At 70.4% G+C, this 17,590-nt stretch carries 17 protein-coding genes; 12 read left to right on the forward strand and 5 right to left on the reverse strand.

Annotated elements, in window-relative coordinates:
* The first annotated feature begins 50 nt into the window (after positions 1-50).
* The 3 genes from PV679_RS26100 to PV679_RS26110 all read left to right on the forward strand — a co-directional run bounded on the left by PV679_RS26100 (position 51) and on the right by PV679_RS26110 (position 3,420).
* Positions 51-1,109, forward strand: coding sequence for an aspartate-semialdehyde dehydrogenase (locus PV679_RS26100; RefSeq protein ID WP_319682837.1), 1,059 nt, complete (start codon positions 51-53; stop codon positions 1,107-1,109).
* Positions 1,110-1,528: 419 nt separating this feature from the next.
* Positions 1,529-2,191: a SigE family RNA polymerase sigma factor gene (locus tag PV679_RS26105; RefSeq protein WP_319682838.1), complete on the forward strand. Its 663-nt coding sequence runs from the start codon at positions 1,529-1,531 to the stop codon at positions 2,189-2,191.
* Positions 2,188-3,420: a hypothetical protein gene (locus PV679_RS26110; protein ID WP_319682839.1), complete on the forward strand. Its 1,233-nt coding sequence runs from the start codon at positions 2,188-2,190 to the stop codon at positions 3,418-3,420. Before PV679_RS26105 ends, PV679_RS26110 begins: the two co-directional genes overlap by 4 nt.
* An 82-nt stretch (positions 3,421-3,502) precedes the next feature.
* On the opposite strand, the gene PV679_RS26115 is transcribed toward PV679_RS26110, so the two are convergent.
* The 3 genes from PV679_RS26115 to PV679_RS26125 form a co-directional block, all read right to left on the reverse strand.
* Positions 3,503-4,255: an SURF1 family protein gene (locus tag PV679_RS26115; RefSeq protein WP_319682840.1), complete on the reverse strand. Its 753-nt coding sequence runs from the start codon at positions 4,253-4,255 to the stop codon at positions 3,503-3,505.
* Positions 4,256-4,371: 116 nt separating this feature from the next.
* Positions 4,372-6,180 (reverse strand): S9 family peptidase, encoded by a 1,809-nt coding sequence (locus PV679_RS26120; RefSeq protein WP_319682841.1) that lies wholly within the window; start codon positions 6,178-6,180, stop codon positions 4,372-4,374.
* A gap of 151 nt (positions 6,181-6,331) precedes the next feature.
* Positions 6,332-6,949: a helix-turn-helix domain-containing protein gene (locus PV679_RS26125; RefSeq protein ID WP_319682842.1), complete on the reverse strand. Its 618-nt coding sequence runs from the start codon at positions 6,947-6,949 to the stop codon at positions 6,332-6,334.
* 119 nt (positions 6,950-7,068) lie between these two features.
* Here PV679_RS26125 and PV679_RS26130 point away from each other — a divergent pair, with 119 nt between their 5' ends.
* Complete coding sequence (locus PV679_RS26130; RefSeq protein ID WP_319682843.1) at positions 7,069-7,731, forward strand: hemerythrin domain-containing protein; 663 nt, start codon at positions 7,069-7,071, stop codon at positions 7,729-7,731.
* A 116-nt stretch (positions 7,732-7,847) separates the two neighbouring features.
* Entirely contained in the window at positions 7,848-8,189 is a 342-nt protein-coding gene (locus tag PV679_RS26135; RefSeq protein WP_319682844.1) for a metalloregulator ArsR/SmtB family transcription factor, read from the forward strand.
* A gap of 43 nt (positions 8,190-8,232) precedes the next feature.
* Here PV679_RS26135 and PV679_RS26140 read toward each other — a convergent pair whose 3' ends face one another.
* Positions 8,233-9,747 (reverse strand): LCP family protein, encoded by a 1,515-nt coding sequence (locus tag PV679_RS26140; RefSeq protein WP_319682845.1) that lies wholly within the window; start codon positions 9,745-9,747, stop codon positions 8,233-8,235.
* A gap of 283 nt (positions 9,748-10,030) precedes the next feature.
* Between PV679_RS26140 and PV679_RS26145 the strand changes: the two genes are divergently transcribed.
* Positions 10,031-10,213: a hypothetical protein gene (locus PV679_RS26145; RefSeq protein WP_319682846.1), complete on the forward strand. Its 183-nt coding sequence runs from the start codon at positions 10,031-10,033 to the stop codon at positions 10,211-10,213.
* Positions 10,214-10,322: 109 nt separating this feature from the next.
* On the opposite strand, the gene PV679_RS26150 is transcribed toward PV679_RS26145, so the two are convergent.
* Positions 10,323-11,339, reverse strand: a complete 1,017-nt coding sequence (locus tag PV679_RS26150; RefSeq protein ID WP_319682847.1) for a helix-turn-helix transcriptional regulator — start codon at positions 11,337-11,339, stop codon at positions 10,323-10,325.
* Between the two features lie 295 nt (positions 11,340-11,634).
* Here PV679_RS26150 and PV679_RS26155 point away from each other — a divergent pair, with 295 nt between their 5' ends.
* From PV679_RS26155 to mpaC, 6 genes are all read left to right on the forward strand, one after another.
* Positions 11,635-11,832 (forward strand): hypothetical protein, encoded by a 198-nt coding sequence (locus PV679_RS26155; RefSeq protein WP_319682848.1) that lies wholly within the window; start codon positions 11,635-11,637, stop codon positions 11,830-11,832.
* A gap of 86 nt (positions 11,833-11,918) precedes the next feature.
* Positions 11,919-12,905, forward strand: coding sequence for an LLM class flavin-dependent oxidoreductase (locus PV679_RS26160; RefSeq protein WP_319682849.1), 987 nt, complete (start codon positions 11,919-11,921; stop codon positions 12,903-12,905).
* Positions 12,906-12,957: 52 nt separating this feature from the next.
* Positions 12,958-14,034, forward strand: coding sequence for a daptide biosynthesis RiPP recognition protein (gene mpaB, locus PV679_RS26165; protein ID WP_319682850.1), 1,077 nt, complete (start codon positions 12,958-12,960; stop codon positions 14,032-14,034).
* Positions 14,034-14,861, forward strand: coding sequence for a daptide-type RiPP biosynthesis methyltransferase (mpaM, locus tag PV679_RS26170; RefSeq protein ID WP_319682851.1), 828 nt, complete (start codon positions 14,034-14,036; stop codon positions 14,859-14,861). The genes mpaB and mpaM overlap by 1 nt, the downstream gene beginning before the upstream one ends.
* Positions 14,858-16,171: a daptide-type RiPP biosynthesis aminotransferase gene (mpaD, locus tag PV679_RS26175; protein WP_319682852.1), complete on the forward strand. Its 1,314-nt coding sequence runs from the start codon at positions 14,858-14,860 to the stop codon at positions 16,169-16,171. The genes mpaM and mpaD overlap by 4 nt, the downstream gene beginning before the upstream one ends.
* A complete protein-coding gene (mpaC, locus tag PV679_RS26180) occupies positions 16,168-17,397 on the forward strand; it encodes a daptide-type RiPP biosynthesis dehydogenase (RefSeq protein ID WP_319682853.1) in 1,230 nt (409 codons plus the stop codon). The genes mpaD and mpaC overlap by 4 nt, the downstream gene beginning before the upstream one ends.
* Positions 17,398-17,590: the final 193 nt, after the last annotated feature.

Below are 17,590 nucleotides of genomic sequence, written 5' to 3' on the forward strand. Positions count from 1 at the left end.
CGTACCCGTACACACACGGGCGCCGGCGACAGAAGCGGGAGCGCCGCGCGATGAACGGTGGGCCGACGCTCGCGGTCGTGGGTGCGACCGGGGCTGTCGGCGCCGTGATGCTCCAGATCCTGTCGCAGCACGCCGATGTCTGGGGCGACATCCGGCTGATCGCCTCGGCGCGTACGGACGGCCGCAAGCTGTCCGTACGCGGCGAGGAGACCGAGGTCCTCGGGCTCTCCGAGGAGGCTCTGGAAGGCGTCGACGTGGCGCTGTTCCTCGTGCCGGACGAGGTGTCCGCCCGGTGGGCGCCGGTCGCCGTGGCCAAGGGCGCGGTCGTCGTGGACAATTCGGCCGCCTTCCGGATGGATCCCGGTGTCCCGCTGGTCGTTCCCGAGCTGAACCCGCACGCCGTACGGTCCCGGCCGCGCGGCATCGTCGCGAGTCCGGGCTGCGCCACGCTGTCGATGATCGTCGCGGTGGGCGCGCTGCACGCCGAGTTCGGTGTGCGCGAGCTGGTGGTCTCCTCGTACCAGGCGGTCAGCGCCGCGGGCCAGGACGGCATCAGCGCTCTGCGCGATCAGCTCTCCCTGGTCGCCGGTACGGAGCTGGGTACGCAACCGGGCGATGTGCGCCGGGCGCTCGGTGACGCCGCCGGGCCCTTCTCCGCGCCGCTGGCGCTCAATGTCGTGCCGTGGTCCGGCTCCGTCCGGGAGGGCGGCTGGTCGTCGGAGGAGATGGCGATCCGCGAGGAGACGCGGAAGATCCTGTCCCTGCCCGATCTTCGGGTGGCGGCGACCTGTGTCCATGTTCCCGTGATCACCACTCACTCGCTGGCGGTGCACGCGCGCTTCGAGCACGAGATCACGGTCGACCGCGCACACGAGATCCTGGCGACCTCACCGGGCGTGGTGCTGTTCGACAACCCGGCGACAGGTGATTTCCCGACGCCCGCCGATGTGGTGGGCACGGATCCGACCTGGGTCGGGCGCGTACGGCGCTCGCTGGACGATCCTCGCGCGCTGGAGCTGTTCGTCTGCGGCGACAACCTCCGTAAGGGAGCCGCGCTGAACACGGCTCAGATCGCCGAGGCCCTCGCCGTGGAACTGTCGAAGCGCTGAGGCGCGGCGGCCTGAAGTGTCGCGCCGGGCGCCATCGTGTGGCGTTCATCCGCCATTCACGCGGTGTCGCCCGGTATCGCGCCATCCCTTAACTCCCGCGGGCGCGGCGGTGTTCGGCGGAAACACGGAGGCGGCGGATCCTTAAATCTTTGTAGAATCCGTGAACGTCCTGTGAGCAAGTCGATGGTCTGCACCACTTGAGCTGGGGCGCGGTCTTGTTCGACGATGCGTATCCGTCCTTCCGCGCGCGCACTGCAACCGCCGGCCGGTCGCGAAGCGTCTCTGCGGTCGCCCCTGTGCGGAACCGCGGAAAATTGGGGCATTGGGGGAGATCAGGTACGCATGAGGGTAATTGTTGCAGCGTCAAATGCGATGACGTGCGCGTACAACCCTGACGGGGGGAAGCGTGTCCAACAGGCGTGGCAGAGGTTCTCGACATCACAGCGATTGTCCCGGTTCGCGGCGCAGCGGTGCGCCCGCGCCGGCGGCCCCGCACACCCGGCGGTATGCCGGTGATCGCGCCTATGCCCGCCGCGCGTCCCACGCACCTGGCGTCGCCTCGCGACGGCGCTGACGGCGCGATGGCAGCGGGTACCACCGTCGATCACCTCACCGAGACCTATCGCGCGCACTACCGGTCGCTGCTCGGGCTCGCCGCCCTCCTGCTCGACGACACGGCCTCCTGCGAGGATGTCGTGCAGGAGGCGTTCATCCGGGTGCACTCGGCGCGCAACCGGGTACGCGAGCCGGAGAAGACACTCGCGTATCTGCGGCAGACTGTGGTGAACCTTTCCCGGTCCGCGCTGCGCCGCCGCATCCTCGGCCTCAAGCTGCTCTCGAAGCCGATGCCCGACATGGCGAGCGCCGAGGAGGGCGCGTACGACCAGCTTGAGCGGGACGCGCTGATCAAGGCGATGCGAGGGTTGCAGCGCCGACAGCGTGAGGTGCTGGTCCTGCGGTACTTCGCGGACATGACCGAGGCGCAGGTCGCCGAGACTCTGGGCATATCGCTGGGCTCGGTGAAGGCGTACGGCTCGCGGGGCATCGCGGCGCTGCGCGTCGCGATGGAGGCCACGGCATGAGTGGGCGGAAGGACCGGCACGGATTCGGCCGTGGAGGCGGCCGTGAGGACGGGCAGGCCGGGCCGGACGCACCGTTGAACGACCTGACTGGAAACGGAATTGTGAACAACGGGCCGGAGAACGAGCTGGGCGGCCTCGGTGACACCGGAGCCGGCCGCGACAGTGGAAGCGGTCCCGGCGAGAGCCTCGGCCGGGGCCTCGGCGGGATCCTCCGAGAAGGCCCCGGCGGCGACGAACCGGACCTGCGACGGCTGTTCCAGAGCGCCGTCGAGGACCTGGAGCCGTCCGACGGAGCCCTGGACCGTCTGCGCAAGGCGGTACCGGCCCGGCGGGCCAGAAAGCGGCAGGCCGTCGTCGGGATGGCGGCCGCCGCGATCCTGTTCGGTACGGCCGTCCCCGCCTTCGTCCATGTCGCCAACTCCGGCGGCGCGTCCGACGCGCATCCCGTCAACGCCGGTCACGGCGAGCAGGCGCAGGGCGGCACGGGCGCGGGCAAGGACACCGGAGACGGAGAGAAGGGAGCCGGCGTCCCGTCCGGCGGCGAATCCGCCGCTCAGGACGACGCCGGCGAGAAGGACAAACCGGACGGTGACACGGCGAACTCGTCGGACGGCGGCACGGGCGTCCCGTCCAAGCCGGGCGACGCGTACACCGCTTCCTCACCCAGGTGCGCCGCGAGCCAGCTCGGTGTCACCACCGCCGAGGCGAGCGCTCCCGGCGCCGACGGCAAGGTGTACGGAGTCTTCCGCGTCGCCAATGTCTCCGGCACCGACTGCTCGGTCACCGGCGGCGGCTCGATCAGCTTCCAGCCCACCGGCGCGGCAGACGCGGCCAGGATCAGCGTCGTCGCGCACACGACGGGTGACGCGGCGACCGGACTGCCCGATCCGTCCGCCGAGGTGTCGGCGCTGGTGCTGGCGCCGAGCAGCGCGTACGAGGTGAAGTTCGCCTGGGTGCCGACGAACACCTGTCCGACCTCGGGCGCCTCGCCCGATCCCACGCCGTCGGACGACGCCTCGGGAGTGACCGGCGGTTCCGCCGCGGGCTCCGGCGCCGGTTCCGGTACGGACGCGTCCAACGCGGAAACACAGATGGTGAACGACGGCACGGTGGACGGCAGTGTCTCGGTGTCGCACACCGCGGAGCCGGGTGCGCCGGTCGCGCAGGCGACGATCCCGAACGCCTGTGCGGGCACGATCTACCGGACAGGTGTCCTCAACGCGCCGTAGGACGAGGCGTAGGACGAGGCGTTCGCAACGCCGGACAGCGGGACGGGGACAGCGGGACCGGACAGCGGGACCGGACAGGCGCTCAGGCGGCGGTCTCCAGCCCCAGCACCCGGTCCTTGGCGGCCTCCGCCTCACGGCGGAGCAGCCGGAACCACATGAAGAGCACAAACCCGGCGAAGACGAACCACTCACCGGTGTAGCCGAGGTTCTGGAACGCCTTGAGGTCGAGTCCGGTGTTCTGCGGCGCGACCGCCGGTACGGCCCGCAGTCCGTCGGACGCCCGGGTGACGGTGATCCAGGCGTCGTACACGTCGTACGGGACGAGATTGACCAGAGACGCGGCGCTGATCATGCCGAGCTGTCCCGCCGGCAGTGCGCCGCCGGTCCGCACGCCCTCCGAGCCGGTGGACTCGGACGCCTGGAGCGAACCGGTCACGGTGACCTCGCCGCCGGGCGGCGCGGGTGCCTTCCCGCCCTGCGCCAGCCATCCGCGCACCACGGGCAGCGCCTTGCCGCCGTCGGTGCGGAGCATGGTCAGCACATAGGAGCCGGTCCTGCCGTCCAGCTCCCGGCCGGGCACCAGGAACTGCTCGCCGTACCGCCCGCTCGCCGTGGCGTGCCGCCCGGATGTCTCCTGGTCGACAGGGAGCAAGGTGTCCACCGCCACGGCGGCCCGCTTCGCCGGATCGGGCCGCTCCTCGGCGGCCTGGTGCGACTGGACACGGTCCTCGAAGCGGCCGAGCTGCCAGGTCCCCATGAAGACACAGAAAGGGATCGCCAGCACGACGAAGACATTGATCCCCCACCAGCGTGGAGTCACCAGGAACCGGTACACCCCTCCACCGTACGGAACGCCGCCGTGCGGCTCGGTCCCGGGGCCCGCTCCGGGTCCGCCGGGCGGGCCGGTCCCGGGCCGGCGGCCGGGCTGTCCCGGGACCGAGCGGGCTCCGCTCAGCCGAGGTGTCTCGCGGCGAAGTCCAGCTCCAGCCGGACCTGCTTGATCCGCTCTTCCACCACCAGCGAACCGTGGCCCGCGTCGTATCTGTACACCTCGTGGGCCGCGCCCCGGGCCACCAGCCGGTCGACGTAGTTCTCCACCTGGCGGATCGGGCAACGCGGGTCGTTCACACCGGCCGAGATATAGACCGGCGCCCGCACCGCGTCCACATAGGTCAGAGGCGACGACGCGGCGAAACGCTCGGGCACCTCCTCCGGAGTGCCGCCCAGCAGAGTGCGGTCCATCGCCTTGAGGGCCTCCATCTCGTCGTGGTACGCCGTGACGTAGTCGGCGACCGGCACCGCCGCGAGCCCGAGCGTCCACGCCTCCGGCTGTGTGCCGAGACCGAGCAGGGTCAGATAGCCGCCCCAGGAGCCGCCCGACAGGACCAGCTTCGACGGATCGGCCAGGCCGGAGGTCACGGCCCACTCGCGGACCGCCGCGATGTCCTCCAGCTCGATCAGCCCGACCCGGTGCTTGAGCGCGTCCGTCCACTCCCGCCCGTATCCGGTGGAGCCGCGGTAGTTGACCCGCACGACCGCGTATCCATGGTCGACCCAGGCGGCCGGTCCCGCGCCGAACGCGTCGCTGTCGTGCCAGGTCGGACCGCCGTGGATCTCGAAGACCGTCGGAAACGGGCCCTGCCCGGCCGGCCGCTGCACCAGCGCGTGCACCCGGCCGCCCGGGCCGTCGACCCAGGCGTCCTCCACCGGCACCGAAGCGGGCGCCGTCAGACCCGGCGGGTCGAGCACCACACCGCCCGCGGTGGAGCGGACCACCGGCGGAAGGGCCGCCGACGACCACAGATACTCCACGCTTCCGTCCGGCCGGGCCGTCGCTCCCGACACCGTCCCGGAAGGGGTCTCCACCTGGATCAGCGCGGCCTTGGCGAAGTCGTACCGCCACAGCTCGCCGCGGGCCTCGAAGCTGTGCGACAGCAGCAGTCCCGATCCGTCCGGATACCACTCCGCGTTGACGTCTCCGGGCAGGTCGACCGCCAGCTCGGTCTCCTCGCCGGTCAGCGGATTCCACACGATCGGCTCCCAACGGCCCCGCCGCTGATGGCCGATGAGCAGCCGGCTGTCCCCGGCCAGTGGTGCGAAGCCCAGCACCTCCAGGCCCAGCTCGCGCGTCCCGCCCTCGGTGTCGTCCAGCTCGGCCACCACCGAGCCGTCCAGCCGCAGCACCCGCACCGCGGAGTGCATCGCGTCCCCGTGCTCCGTGTGCTCAATGGCGATCAGCTCGCCGTCGTGCGACAGATCCCCGACACCGGCCGACTCGCGGTGGCGGTAGATCTCGACCGGCGCCTCTCCGGGCCGTACGACATGGAGGGTCGATCCGTCCTCGTCGGTCGACCGGCCGACGATCGCCGTGCCGTCCCGGCCGAGCGCCAGACCGGCCGGATAGGAGGGAGCGAGCCCGGGTGTCGCCGGTTCGTCGCTCCCGTTGTCCGGTCCGGAGAGGAACGGCTGCCGCATCCAGACCCCGAACTCGTCTCCGTCCGTGTCCGAGAACCACCAGATCCACTCGCCGTCGAGCGAGAGCACGCCGTCCGTCGTGCCGTTCGGCCGGTCCGTCGCCTGCCGCTGCGCGCCGGTCGTGCGATCCCACGCGTACAGCTCGTACGTCCCCGTCGCGTTGGAGACGAACAGCGCCCGCTCGGGCGCGTCCTCCGCCCAGTCGGGCAGCGAAACCCGCGGCGCCCGGAATCGCTTCTCCCACGCCGGCATTGATTCCGGCGTCGAACCGGTGATCTCAGTCATGACCCCTATTCTGCGCCCGGCCCCTGACTTCGTGTCGGCCTCTCGCTCAGCCTGTGGACAAAGCCTGTGGACAACTTGGGTTGGACAGTCGGCGGGCCGGATCGATCAAATCGGCGCAGAACGGAATAAGTCGGTGGCATTCGGGCAGGGGCTATTCCAGCAGCATCCTTGTGGCCACGGAGACCAGCTCCTCCTCGGCCTGGTCCCAGGTCCAGCCGCACTCGTCGATGAGAGTGCGCCAGGCGCCCAGTCCGAAGCAGAACCACAGCACGTCGGAGCACCGGTCGACGGTCATGCCCGGCTTGAGCGCGCCGAGGTGTTCCAGGTGCGCCGCGATCTCGCGGAGCGCGGAGTGATACGCGGAGGTGCCCTCCGCCCAGAGCGCCTCGGCGCTCTCGTGGACGGACAGTGCGCTGTAGAGGATGGCGATGGAGTCGTAGTGCTCCTCATCGCTGAGTCGCGTGAGGTGCGCCAGGAGCGCGATGGCGGCGGCGGCGTCCGTGGTGCCCCGCACCTGGGTGACGATGTCCCGCTCGTCCGAGCTCGTGAACGCGCGATGGACGGTCTCGCGGAGGATCTCGACCCTGCCGCCGGCGCTGGCGTACACCGTCTTGACCGCGGTCCCGGCCTCGCGGGCGATGTCGGCGATGGTCACCTGGGCGTAGCCGCGCTTCAGGAACAGCCGTCGGGCCGCGTCCAGGATGTCGCGACGCGTCGCCGCCGCGGTCAGTGCGCGGCGAGGTGAGTTGTACGGACGTGGTCCGGCCATGTTCGCATTTTATGGTAAGCATTCGATGCTGTAAACTCGTTTTCATTGCTCATAGTGTTACCCGAATTTGAGGGACCGAGATGGCTGCTTCACCTACGCTTCGTGCCGAAGGTGTGCGCATGTACGAGGAAATGATCGGTGCGCACACCGTCATGCGCCGAGGTGCCGCCCTCGTCTGTACGTCGTACCAGCGTCTCGTCGGCGGTGAGCCCGTCGACGTCAAGGCGCTGGTCGGCACCACCCGCTGGCTGATCGGGTTCGTCCACCGCTACCACTCCAGCGAGGACGTGCTCTTCTGGCCGGTACTCATTGATCTTTTTCCCGCAGCCGTCCGCGAACTCAACCAGATCAATATCGAGCACCAGGCGCTCGAAGCCGAGCTGCACGCCCTTGCCAGAGCGGTCGACGCCATCGCCGCGCCGGAGTCCTCGGTGGAGCGCACCCGTGCTCTGGAGATCGTCGGCCAGGCGACCGTGTCCGGGCTGCCCGCCGCGCAGAGAGTTCAGGAGATCCTGGTCAGGCACTTCGCCGACGAGGAGCCGGTGCTGCTGGAGCTGTTCCCGAAGGTCCCGGACCGGGACATCGTGCGGCTGCGGAAGACGATCGTCCGAGGAGCCTCGCGCTCGGGCCTGCACCTGGTGTTCGGGCTGATGGAAGATCCGGACCGGGTCCCGGGATACGAGCTTCTGATGCGCAATCTGCCCAGGTCGACGCGCTGGATGCGGCCGGTGCTGCTGGCGCGCTACCGCTCGGTCAAGAAGGCGCTCGCGGACTACTCGTAACGGCTCGGCCCCTCAGGGCTTAGCCCTTAGACTGAGCCGCCGGGTCCGGCAGTCCAGTCCGGGCAACCGAGTTCGGGCACTCGGGGCCGCTGCCCGCGCGGGAGGGGAGAGCGATCGTGACGTCAGCCGTCGGCGACTCCGCGGACCCTCCCGCCGAGGTCCTGGCGGAGGCCGCGGCCGCGTTCGGGCTGCTGGCGTCGTCGGCGCGGCTGCACATCGTATGGGTGCTGGCGCAGGGCGAATGCGATGTGACGGGGCTTTCGGAGCGGGTCGGCGGCGCACTTCCCGCCGTGAGCCAGCATCTGACCAAGCTGAAGCTCGCCGGTCTTGTACGGTCGCGTCGCGAAGGCCGCCGGCAGGTCTATTTCGTCGACGATCCCGATGTGGTGACCGTGGTGCGGCTGATGGTCGGACAGCTCACCGCCCGTGCCGCGCCGGCTCCCGCGTGGCGTGTCTGAGCCGTAGCCGTTACTGGTCCGGCCGTCGCGAAGGACGCGCCGCTCAGCCGTAGGAGAGGTTGGAGCAGGGGTCGTCGTCGGCCGAACGGGCTCCGGCCGCTATGGCCGTCGGCAGCGCGGTGGGCGCCGCCGAGGGCCCGTCGGAGGTCCCGGCCGAGGGATCGTCCGCGTACGACGTGCCGAGGACGACGGCTATGCCCGCTCCGGACACCGACTGGAGCCGCGCACCCGGAAAGAGGCGTGCGACGGTGCGTCCGCCGTCGTACTGTCCCGGGCCGTACTCGATCACCGTGGTGCGATGGTCCTGGGTGCTCGCGTTCGCGGTGCCGGTGACCGTGAAGTCGTGATCCGTGAGACCGCGGGCCGCGCGGGCGGCCAATCCGTTGACCGTGGTGCCGTTGTAGACGGTGACGGTGACACCCGCGCCGGAGACGGGTGGCGCGGCGCTCGGGCTGGGCGCGCGGGAGGCGGTGCCTGTTCCCTCGGCGTCCTTCTTGCCGCTGGCGTCGGTGCCGTCGATCGTACGGTCGGCCTTCAGCGCCGCCCAGAGAGCGTCCGCGTCCGGTTCGACGACCGCCACCCGCGAGCCCTCGTAACGCCAGGGCACGGTGACGAATTTGGTGTTGTGCAGATCGATGTCCTTGAGCGACATCGCGAAGCTCAGCAGTTTGTCGGCGGTGCCGAGTCCCGGGTCGACGGTCATGGACCGTGTGGCCGCGTCCGCGAGCGGCAACAGCTTGGTGGCGGTGAGTCCGTCGCTCTTCACCTTCTTGATCAGACCGGCGACAAACGCCTGCTGGCGCTTGATCCGGCCGATGTCGGAGCCGTCGCCGATGCCGTGCCGGATCCGTACGTAGTCCAGCGCCTTGCGGCCCGCGACGGTCTGGTCGCCCTTGGCGAAGAGACGCTTTCCGCGGTCGGCCCGGTTGGGATCGAGATCTCGCTGATAGATGTTCTGCGGCAGACACACCTCTACACCACCGACGATCTCGGTGAGTTTCGAGAAGCCTTTGAAGTCGACGACGACGGTGTGATCGACGCGCAGCCCGGTGAGTTTCTCGACGGTGTTCTGGGTGCAGGCCGGATTGCCCTTCGCGGTTTCTCCCACGGAGAACGCCGAGTTGAACATGGTGTCCTTCTGCGGCTTGGTCCAATTCCCGTCGGGCAGTTGGCAGGGCGGTATGTCGAGAAGGGTGTCGCGCGGGACGGACACGGCGACGGAGTGCCGGTGATCGGCGTAGATGTGCAGCAGGAACGCGGTGTCGGAGCGGCCGATGTCGTCCTCGCTGCCACCGCCCAGCTCGCTGTTGCCGTCGTTCCGCGCGTCCGAGCCGATGACCAGGACGTTCTGTCCGCCGACTGAGCTGGGAGGCCGGCTCTCGGAGATTCCATCGGCGCTGAAGGTCTCGATGTTTCCGTTGAGCTTGAGATAGATCCAGCCGGCGCCCGCCGAGACGAGTACGAGAAGGGACACGGCTATCGCCAGTGTGATCCGCAGCCGGCCACGTCCTCGCCGCCGGCCGCCGGCGGATGCCGTGTCCCGGCTGCTGCCTGCCATATACGCGCCCTTAACTCTTCAGCTCACCCCATGCTTCTACAGTTGCGCAATGTAGCAACTTTATTCGGAAGAGCTTCCGCCGGGTGCGGCGGCCCGGCGGCGCGCGGGCCCCGGCGCTCTCGTACCGCGTACGGGCCGACGGTCTTGTCCCCGTGAGGTTTTCGCGTCGGGCGCAGGATGATGCGAGGCGGTTCGCAGGAAGCTGCACGCGGACAGCGGCGCGTGCGGAAGTGGTGGCTGTCACAGTGGAATCGCCATTCCCCCTGCTGAAGGAGCCCGCGTCATGGCCCAGAAATCCACTGGCGGCACCGCCAGGAATCCGCTCGCCGGGATGACCGGACTGCTGATCGCGCTCGCCTGCTCGCTGGTGATCTTCGACGGCGCGGTCAAGGCCGTGGCCGTGTCCGTGTTCGCCATTGGCGCGCTCGTGTGCGCCCGTGCGCTGACGCGAGGTGCCAGGCGATAGCCGGCGGCGCCGCTCGTCCGATGCCGTCCGGCCGAGGCCGGAGCACTCGTCCTACGGTGCTCCGGCCTCAGTCGTGTCAGCGCACCGGTCTCACGTACTCCCAGTCGTCTCAGATCCAGCCGCGCTCGCGTGCCAGCAGCGCGGCGTGGAAGCGGTTGGAGGCGTCCAGCCGCTGCATCAGGGCCGCCACGTATTTGCGGTACGTACGGACCGAGATGCCGATGTCGCGGGCCCCGGTCTCGTCCTTGTCCGCCGTGGTGAGCGATTCCAGGATCCGGCGTTCGATCTCGGAGGGCCGCTCGCCGGCCGACTCCGGTCCGTCCTCGCCGACCAGCACCGGAAGCTCCTGGGCCTGACCCCACATCCGCTCGAAGAGCGAGACCAGCGCCGCGACCAGTCCCGGCTCCCGGGTGAGCAGAGCGCCGCGGATGCTGTCCGCCGGATCGATCGGTGTGAGCGCCGCCGCCCGGTCGTAGATCAGAATGCGTTCCAGCGGTACACGGGAGATGCGCACCTCCGCTCCCTTGCGGACGAGTTCGCGCAGATACGCCATCGTCTCGGCGTCGTCCAGCGCGGCCGCGCCGAAAAGACTGCGCATCCGGATGCCGCGGCGCAGGATGCGCTCGTCCAGCGGACGGGCCGTGGTGATGCTGTCCACCGGGATGCGGCCGCCGGGCCACGTCGTGAGTGATTCCGAACGGGTGTAGAAGGCCAGCTCGTCGATGGCGGCCCGGACCTCGGCGAGTCCTTCCAGGTGTTTCATCATGGGCCGGTCGGAGTCGGCGAACGGGTCGGCGGGCGCGGCGGTGTCGCGCTCGGCGAGCAGTGCGGCCACAACACCGTGCGCGGCGGCGGCGCTCTCCAACTCCTCACGCGTCAGCGCGATGCGGTGGTCGATGAGGTTCTGCACCGCCTTGGCGGGTGTGATGGGACGCAGCAGACCGTCGGTGACGGTGGCGAGGCCGAGGCCGATCGCTCTCTTCTGCAGTACGCACACCGCTTCCTCGTCCATGTCGCAGTGCCTGGCGAGCTGTTGCGGACTCGCGCCGCCGGTGCGCAGCAGTACGCGATAGAAGTTCTCGTCTTCGGGTCTTATATCCAGGAACTCAAGAATCGGATGCGACATGGCTCCCCCAGACACGTCTGCTGATCACGCATTCCGGCTCAGATTTACCAGGTCGGCGGTGGAAAGGCCATGTCAATGCGGCATTCCGCTTCCGGGCGCGGAGCGCGACAAGCGCAGCAAGTGACATGAGCGAACGCAGCAAGCTGCGCGCCAGGGCCCTCGAACACAGGCTCCACGAACGGCAGAGTTGTGGTCACAAGGAGCCGCCGGGAAACACCTCCGGAGCTCACCGGATGTCCGGCCGAAGGCGGCCGGACCGCCGGTCCGGCCAGTCGTGAAACAAGGGGGAACCACCATGAAGAAGCGCCTTACCGCCACAGTCGCCGCCGCGGTCCTGCTCGGACTCGCCGGGGCCGGCAGCGCGCACGCCGACGAGGCCCTGGCGCCGGTGTCCGGCCACGCTCAGGCTGTCAGCCACGGTCTGCTCGGCGTCAAGGACCTGGCCGCGCTGGTGACGGCTTCCATGGGACTCCAGATCAACGACTGGGGATAGTCCGGACCCGAGCGCCACACCGCCCGGCCGTCCAGCGCCACTCACCACCATCCGCCGCCCGTCGTCCAAGGAGCAGGAGAAGCCCGATGACCGCCTACTCGGTCCTCGTCCCGTTCGTTCCGAACAGACCGGAACAGATGCTGCCGTTCGCGGGACTGGTCCACTGGACCGGCGCCGGCCGGCTGTGGCAGGGACAGAGCCTCGCCACCGAGTCCCACCAGGGATTCGCCCACGCGGCAGGCTCCGGGTTCCGGGTCCCGGCAGGACTCGGCGTGACCCTGATGCCGCTGAGGCACCCGACGGAGGCCGCGCTCCAGGCCCGCTCGCTCTCGCTGATGACCGGCGAATCGGTACTGGCCGGATACGGACCCGGTGCCCCGAGCGTGCAACAGGCCCTGCTCGGCGCCCCGTACCGCAGTCCGCTCACCGCAGCCCGCGAGTATCTCACCGCCGTACGCGCCGCTCTGACGGGACATCAGGACATACTGGACGGCGAGTACGTGCACCAGGAGGCGGTGCTGCGAGTGATGCCGGGACCACCGGTGGAGCTCGGACTCGGTGTGCTGCGCCCCGGTATGGCCCGGGTGGCCGGCGAGGTCGCCGACGCGGCGATCACCTGGCTGACACCGGCCCGCTATCTGCGTGACCACATCGTGCCGGCGGTGCGCGAGAGTGCGGAGAAGGCCGGCCGGCCCGCTCCCAGGGTGGTGGCCATGGTGCCGGTCGCTCTGGCGGCCGCCGACCGGGATCCCGTACAGCTCGCGCTCGCGTCGAACCGGAACCATCTGCGCGCACAGCACTATCGCGACATGCTCCGGCGCGGTGGTGTCGTACTTCCGGAGGCCACCGGTTCTCCGGCCGCCGACGAAGCCGCGCAGGGCGCGGCACTGGTCGCCGGTGACGCCTTCCTGTACGGCGAACCGGACGAGCTGCTGGCCAAGTTCGACGCCTACCGGGAGGCGGGCGCCGACGAGATCGTCCTCAATGTCACCGGCGTGGCCGCGCTCTTCGGACCGCAGGCCGCCACGAAGGAACTGCGCACTCTGCTGACCGCGCTCGGTCTGGCCGCCTGACGTCTCCGCACCCGTTACCTCCGTCCTTCACGTTCTCACGATAGGCATGCTCATGACATACGCTTCGGTCAAGGCTCACGCCTTGCAGTGGGGCACGGGGCGTCCGCTGGCCGCTCTCTCTCCTCGTCCGCCGTTCACCGCGACCGTCGTCCTGGAGGACGCCGTCCATCTCGACGCCCTGCTGGGCTCGGGTGTGGCGGGACCCGGCACCGTCGTGCTCGTCTCCGGTGACGAACCGAGCGCCGAGCCCGTACGGCACGAGTCCGGCGCCGAGGTCATCACCTGGCAGGGTTCGCTCGGTGAGCCGGGCGCGGAAGCGGGTCTGCATCCCGACTTCTATCTCCAGGTGCAGGCCTACTCGATCACTCCCTATCTTTCGGTGCTCGGGCCGACGCTGATCAGGATCGCCGAGGAGGCCGACTTCCAGGCCTATCTCGACGATGCCGAACAGGCCCTGGCGCGAGGCGAGTTCTCCGCGTTCCTCACCCATCCCTCGGTGCAGCTCGGCGACCTCGGAGCACTGGGCGGCGATCCGGAAGGCGACGGCCCCGGACTGCGGCTGTATGTCGCCGCCGACGGAACGGTCCGTGTCTCACCCGGCGGCGCGCCGCTCGGTCCCGTCGGCACCTCGCCCGCCGGACTGCACCGGGCCTGGCGCGAGTCACCAGGCGCCCTCGGCGCGCTGCCCGACGCGGCGTCCCGCACCGAACGGCTGACCGCCCGCCCCTGGCTCGGCCGCTATCTGGCAGCCGTGGGAGCCGTCCGAGAGGCCGTCACCCGCGGCCTGGACCAGCCGCGTGTCTCCGGATTCGGCGGCCGCGTGGTCGCCGCGCTGGACGGCTTCGCCGCGCCGCGGGACCAGTCCGCCACGGCCCCGCTGCTGCTGTGGAACGACGAGCGCGCACTCATCCATCACACCGGTGACCGCCGCACCGTCGCGCTCTCCACCGATGCCGCGCTCGCCGCCGAGGCGCTGCTGGTCACGGGCTCGGCGCGGGCCGCCGCCGGCTACGCCGACCCGGACACCGTCGACGCCGTCGCCGCCTACTTCGCGGGCATCGGACTGCCGCTGACCGAGTCCGCCGCACCCCGTGACCACACCGACGCACCGAAGGAGGTGACCGTCTGATGGCCGCCACACTGCTCAGTCCCGCCCGCGGGGGCACTCCGCTCACCGGCCGCGCCGCCCGCGCCGTCGCCGAACTCGGTGAACGAGCCGTCCTGTGCGACCTGTACGACGAGGCCGGCGCACCCATCTACCACGATCTCGCGGGCACCACGCCGCACGAGGTACGCGAACTCCTCACCGCGCTGCGCCGGCTTCCCGGTGCCGTACTGGACCTGGCGGCCGGCTCCGGCCGGCTGACCTTTCCCTTCCTCGGCCTGGGCCGCGACGTCACCGCACTGGAACTGTCCACTCATATGATCGGACTCCTCCGCGGCCGGCTGGCCACCACACCACCTTCGGTGCGTGAGCGCTGCACTCCGGTGCGAGCCGACATGAGCGACTTCGCACTGGGCCGCCGCTTCGGCGCCGTCGTCCTCGGCACCACCTCCATCTCGCTGCTGCCGCCCGACGCCCGTCCCGGTCTCTACCGCTGTGTACGGGAGCATCTCGCTCCGGGCGGCCGGTTCCTGCTCACCACCGTCGAGGTCGACGCGGTCACCGACGGCACGGACGAGACCGAGATCATCGCCACCGGCCGGGACGGACGCGGCTACCGGATGATCGAGCAGTGGAGCGCCGGCGACACCACTCGCACCGTCACCATGGTCCCGGTCGAACCACCCGCCGACGGTCCCGTCACGGTCGCCACCACCACCATCGGCGTACTGCCCGCATCCCAGGTCATCGCCGAGCTGGAGGCAGCCGGCTACGCCGTCCGCTCCCTCACTCCCGTGCCCGGCGGCGGGCGCCACCACGACGTCCTGCTGGAAGCGGAGGCCCTGAGATGACCGTGACGACCGACACCCGGCCCCGGCGGGACCACGGACAGGACCATCCCGCTCTGTGGACCTCGCTGCTCCCTCCGTCCCAACACGGCGACGACGCGCTGTGCGCCGTCTCCGCCCGGGGCATGCGCGTCCGGTTCGCCGACGGAACCGAACTCCTCGACGGCGACTCGGGGTTGTGGAACGCCAACCTCGGCCACGGCAACGAGAACATCGCCCGCGCCGCCTACGAGGCCCTGCGTGACGCCTCCTATCTGAGCGTCTTCCGCTACGAACACACTTACGCCCGGCGGGCCGCCGAGGCCCTGGTGGAGCTCTGCGGCGCCGACCACTTCGCCCGGGTGCTGTTCTCCACCTCCGGAGGCGCCGCCAACGACCTGGTGATGAAGACGGCCCGGCACTACCACGCACTGCGCGGACAGCAGTCCCGCAAACTCGTCGTCGGCCTGCGCGGCAGCTATCACGGCCTCACCTTCGGCGGCTTCGCCCTCACCGGTGAGAACCTCGGCCAGCAGGTGTACGGCGTCGACCAGCGCCTGGTCCGCCATGTCACGCCGAACGACCCGGCCGGCATCGAGAAACTGATGCGGGCCCAGGGCGGGCAGGTGGCCGCCGTCGTGGTCGAACCGGTCCTCGGCAGCGGAGCCGTACCTCTGACGGACGAATACGTCGACACTCTGCTGAGGCTGCGCGAGGAGTACGGATTCCTGCTCGCCGCCGACGAGGTCGCCACCGGATTCGGCCGTACCGGCGACATGTTCGCCTCCCAGCGCTGGAGCGGCCGTCCCGATCTGCTGGTCACCTCCAAGGGGCTGACCAACGGGACCTGCGCGGCCGCCGCGGTGGTGGTCTCCCGGGCCGTCGCCGACGCCTTCCGCGACGAGGACGCCGTGCTCTCACACGGCGAGACGCAGGCGGGCACTCCGGTGACCTGCGCCGCGATCCTCGCCACCATCGACGAGACGCGCCGGCTGGACGCGGTGGCCCAGGGCCGCCGGGCGGCCGAGACGCTCGGTGCCGCACTGGACCGGCTCGTCGCCGGACACCCGCTGTTCGACCGCACCGACGGCATCGGGCTCTTCCGCTCCGTACGCGTACGGACAGCGGACGGCGAACCGCTGCCGCAGGCCGAGGTGCCCGGTCTCGTCGCCGCCGTCCGCCGGGCGGGCGCGATCGTCCACGGAGGCATCCACGGCGTGCAGCTCATGCCACCGCTGACCGCCACCGACGCGGAGATCGGCGAACTGGCCGAGGCCGTACGCACCGGCGCCGAGCGGTACGCGGAAAGCCGGCACACGGGAGGAGTCCGGTGAACATCGCCTGGTCCGGTTCCAGCCGGCTGCTGATCGGCGCCGCGGGACTCGCCGACTGGCTCGACGGTCTCCACGGCGCCGGCGGGCTCCACGGGTCCAACAGCCTTGGGACACCTGGGAAACCCGCTGTCACCGCACTGCTGCTCGACCCGGCCGTCACCGACACCAGGATCACCACACTGGTGACGGAGGAACTGGACCGGGCGGCACACACCACCCGGCGCATCGTGCCCGACGGCGACGGCGGCCCGGACGAGATCCTCGCTCTGGCCGACGCCACCGCCGACGCCGATCTGATAGCCGTCATCGGCGGCGGGTCGCTGATCGACCGGGCGAAACTGCTCGCCGTCGCTCACGAGGACGAACGGGCCCGCGCCGACCTGCGCACCACCGGCCGCAGCGGGCTGCTGACACTCGACGCGCGGACCCGCCGGATCCGGCCGCTGCTGGCGGTGCCCACCACCATCGGCACCGGCTCCGAGCTCAGTCGGGTCGCCTGTCTCCCGCACAACAGCGGGAAGCGGCTGGTGATGAGCGACGCGCTGGCACCGGACGCGGCCCTGCTCGACCCGGCGGCGACCGAGACACTGCCGCCGGATCTGCTGCTCGAAGGTGTGCTGGAGGCGGTGTTCCGTACCGTCAGCCCGTACGCCGGAAATCTCGACGACCGGCCGGTCGAGGACGCGCTGGCGGAGGTCTGCGCCGTCCAGCTCGTCCGGCTGGGCGGCGAGGCGGCCCGGCAACTGGCGGCGGGACATGTCCCGGACGCCGGACTGCGGATGGACCTCGCACGGCTCAGCGGTCTCACCCAGTCCACCTGGCTCTGCTTCGGCCGCGATCTGTTCAGCACCGAAGGCTGGATGATCGCGAACGAACTGTCCAGCGCGCTCGGCACCCGCAAGATGACCGCGGTGGCGGCGCTCCTGCCGGCCCTGTGGCGGGCGGTGCTCGCCGGGGACACCCGGCTCGGCTCGGCACGCCGCCTCCGGCGGATCTGGGATCTGCTCCGCTCGGCAGACAGCAGCGGCGATCCGCTGCCCGCCGAGCCGGTCGCGGGCATCACCGCACTGATGGACCGCTGGGGCGTGGCGCGGGACCTGGTGCTCGCACCACACCTGCTCGAAACGGTGGCCCGCCGGACCGTACGCACCTGGGGCGCCGGACTTCCGATGCTCGGCGGACTACGGGCAGCGGATGTGAACGCGCTGCTCACGGCGGTCGCCTGACCGCCACGGCCCGCACCTCACAGACTTCCGGTCCCGCCGCCCGAGCGGTGCGGAACGGAGAACGCAACACCCAAGCAACTCTTCATCCGACAACTGGATCCCTGGATCAGAAAAGGAGAACTGCCATGAACGAGCAGCTCGAAACGGTCGCGGTCGACGCGGAGGGCCTGGAGCTGGGTCTGCAGGAGCTTGA

Source organism: Streptomyces sp. AK02-01A (assembly GCF_033795305.1).
Lineage (GTDB): Bacteria > Actinomycetota > Actinomycetes > Streptomycetales > Streptomycetaceae > Streptomyces.

Coding starts and splice junctions, on each gene's coding strand:
- PV679_RS26100 (WP_319682837.1), top strand. CDS start 51: ATGAACGGTGGGCCGACGCTCGCGGTCGTGGGTGCGACCGGGGCTGTC.
- PV679_RS26110 (WP_319682839.1), top strand. CDS start 2,188: ATGAGTGGGCGGAAGGACCGGCACGGATTCGGCCGTGGAGGCGGCCGT.
- PV679_RS26120 (WP_319682841.1), bottom strand. CDS start 6,180: ATGACTGAGATCACCGGTTCGACGCCGGAATCAATGCCGGCGTGGGAG.
- PV679_RS26125 (WP_319682842.1), bottom strand. CDS start 6,949: ATGGCCGGACCACGTCCGTACAACTCACCTCGCCGCGCACTGACCGCG.
- PV679_RS26130 (WP_319682843.1), top strand. CDS start 7,069: ATGTACGAGGAAATGATCGGTGCGCACACCGTCATGCGCCGAGGTGCC.
- PV679_RS26140 (WP_319682845.1), bottom strand. CDS start 9,747: ATGGCAGGCAGCAGCCGGGACACGGCATCCGCCGGCGGCCGGCGGCGA.
- PV679_RS26145 (WP_319682846.1), top strand. CDS start 10,031: ATGGCCCAGAAATCCACTGGCGGCACCGCCAGGAATCCGCTCGCCGGG.
- PV679_RS26150 (WP_319682847.1), bottom strand. CDS start 11,339: ATGTCGCATCCGATTCTTGAGTTCCTGGATATAAGACCCGAAGACGAG.
- PV679_RS26155 (WP_319682848.1), top strand. CDS start 11,635: ATGAAGAAGCGCCTTACCGCCACAGTCGCCGCCGCGGTCCTGCTCGGA.
- PV679_RS26160 (WP_319682849.1), top strand. CDS start 11,919: ATGACCGCCTACTCGGTCCTCGTCCCGTTCGTTCCGAACAGACCGGAA.
- mpaB (WP_319682850.1), top strand. CDS start 12,958: ATGACATACGCTTCGGTCAAGGCTCACGCCTTGCAGTGGGGCACGGGG.
- mpaM (WP_319682851.1), top strand. CDS start 14,034: ATGGCCGCCACACTGCTCAGTCCCGCCCGCGGGGGCACTCCGCTCACC.
- mpaD (WP_319682852.1), top strand. CDS start 14,858: ATGACCGTGACGACCGACACCCGGCCCCGGCGGGACCACGGACAGGAC.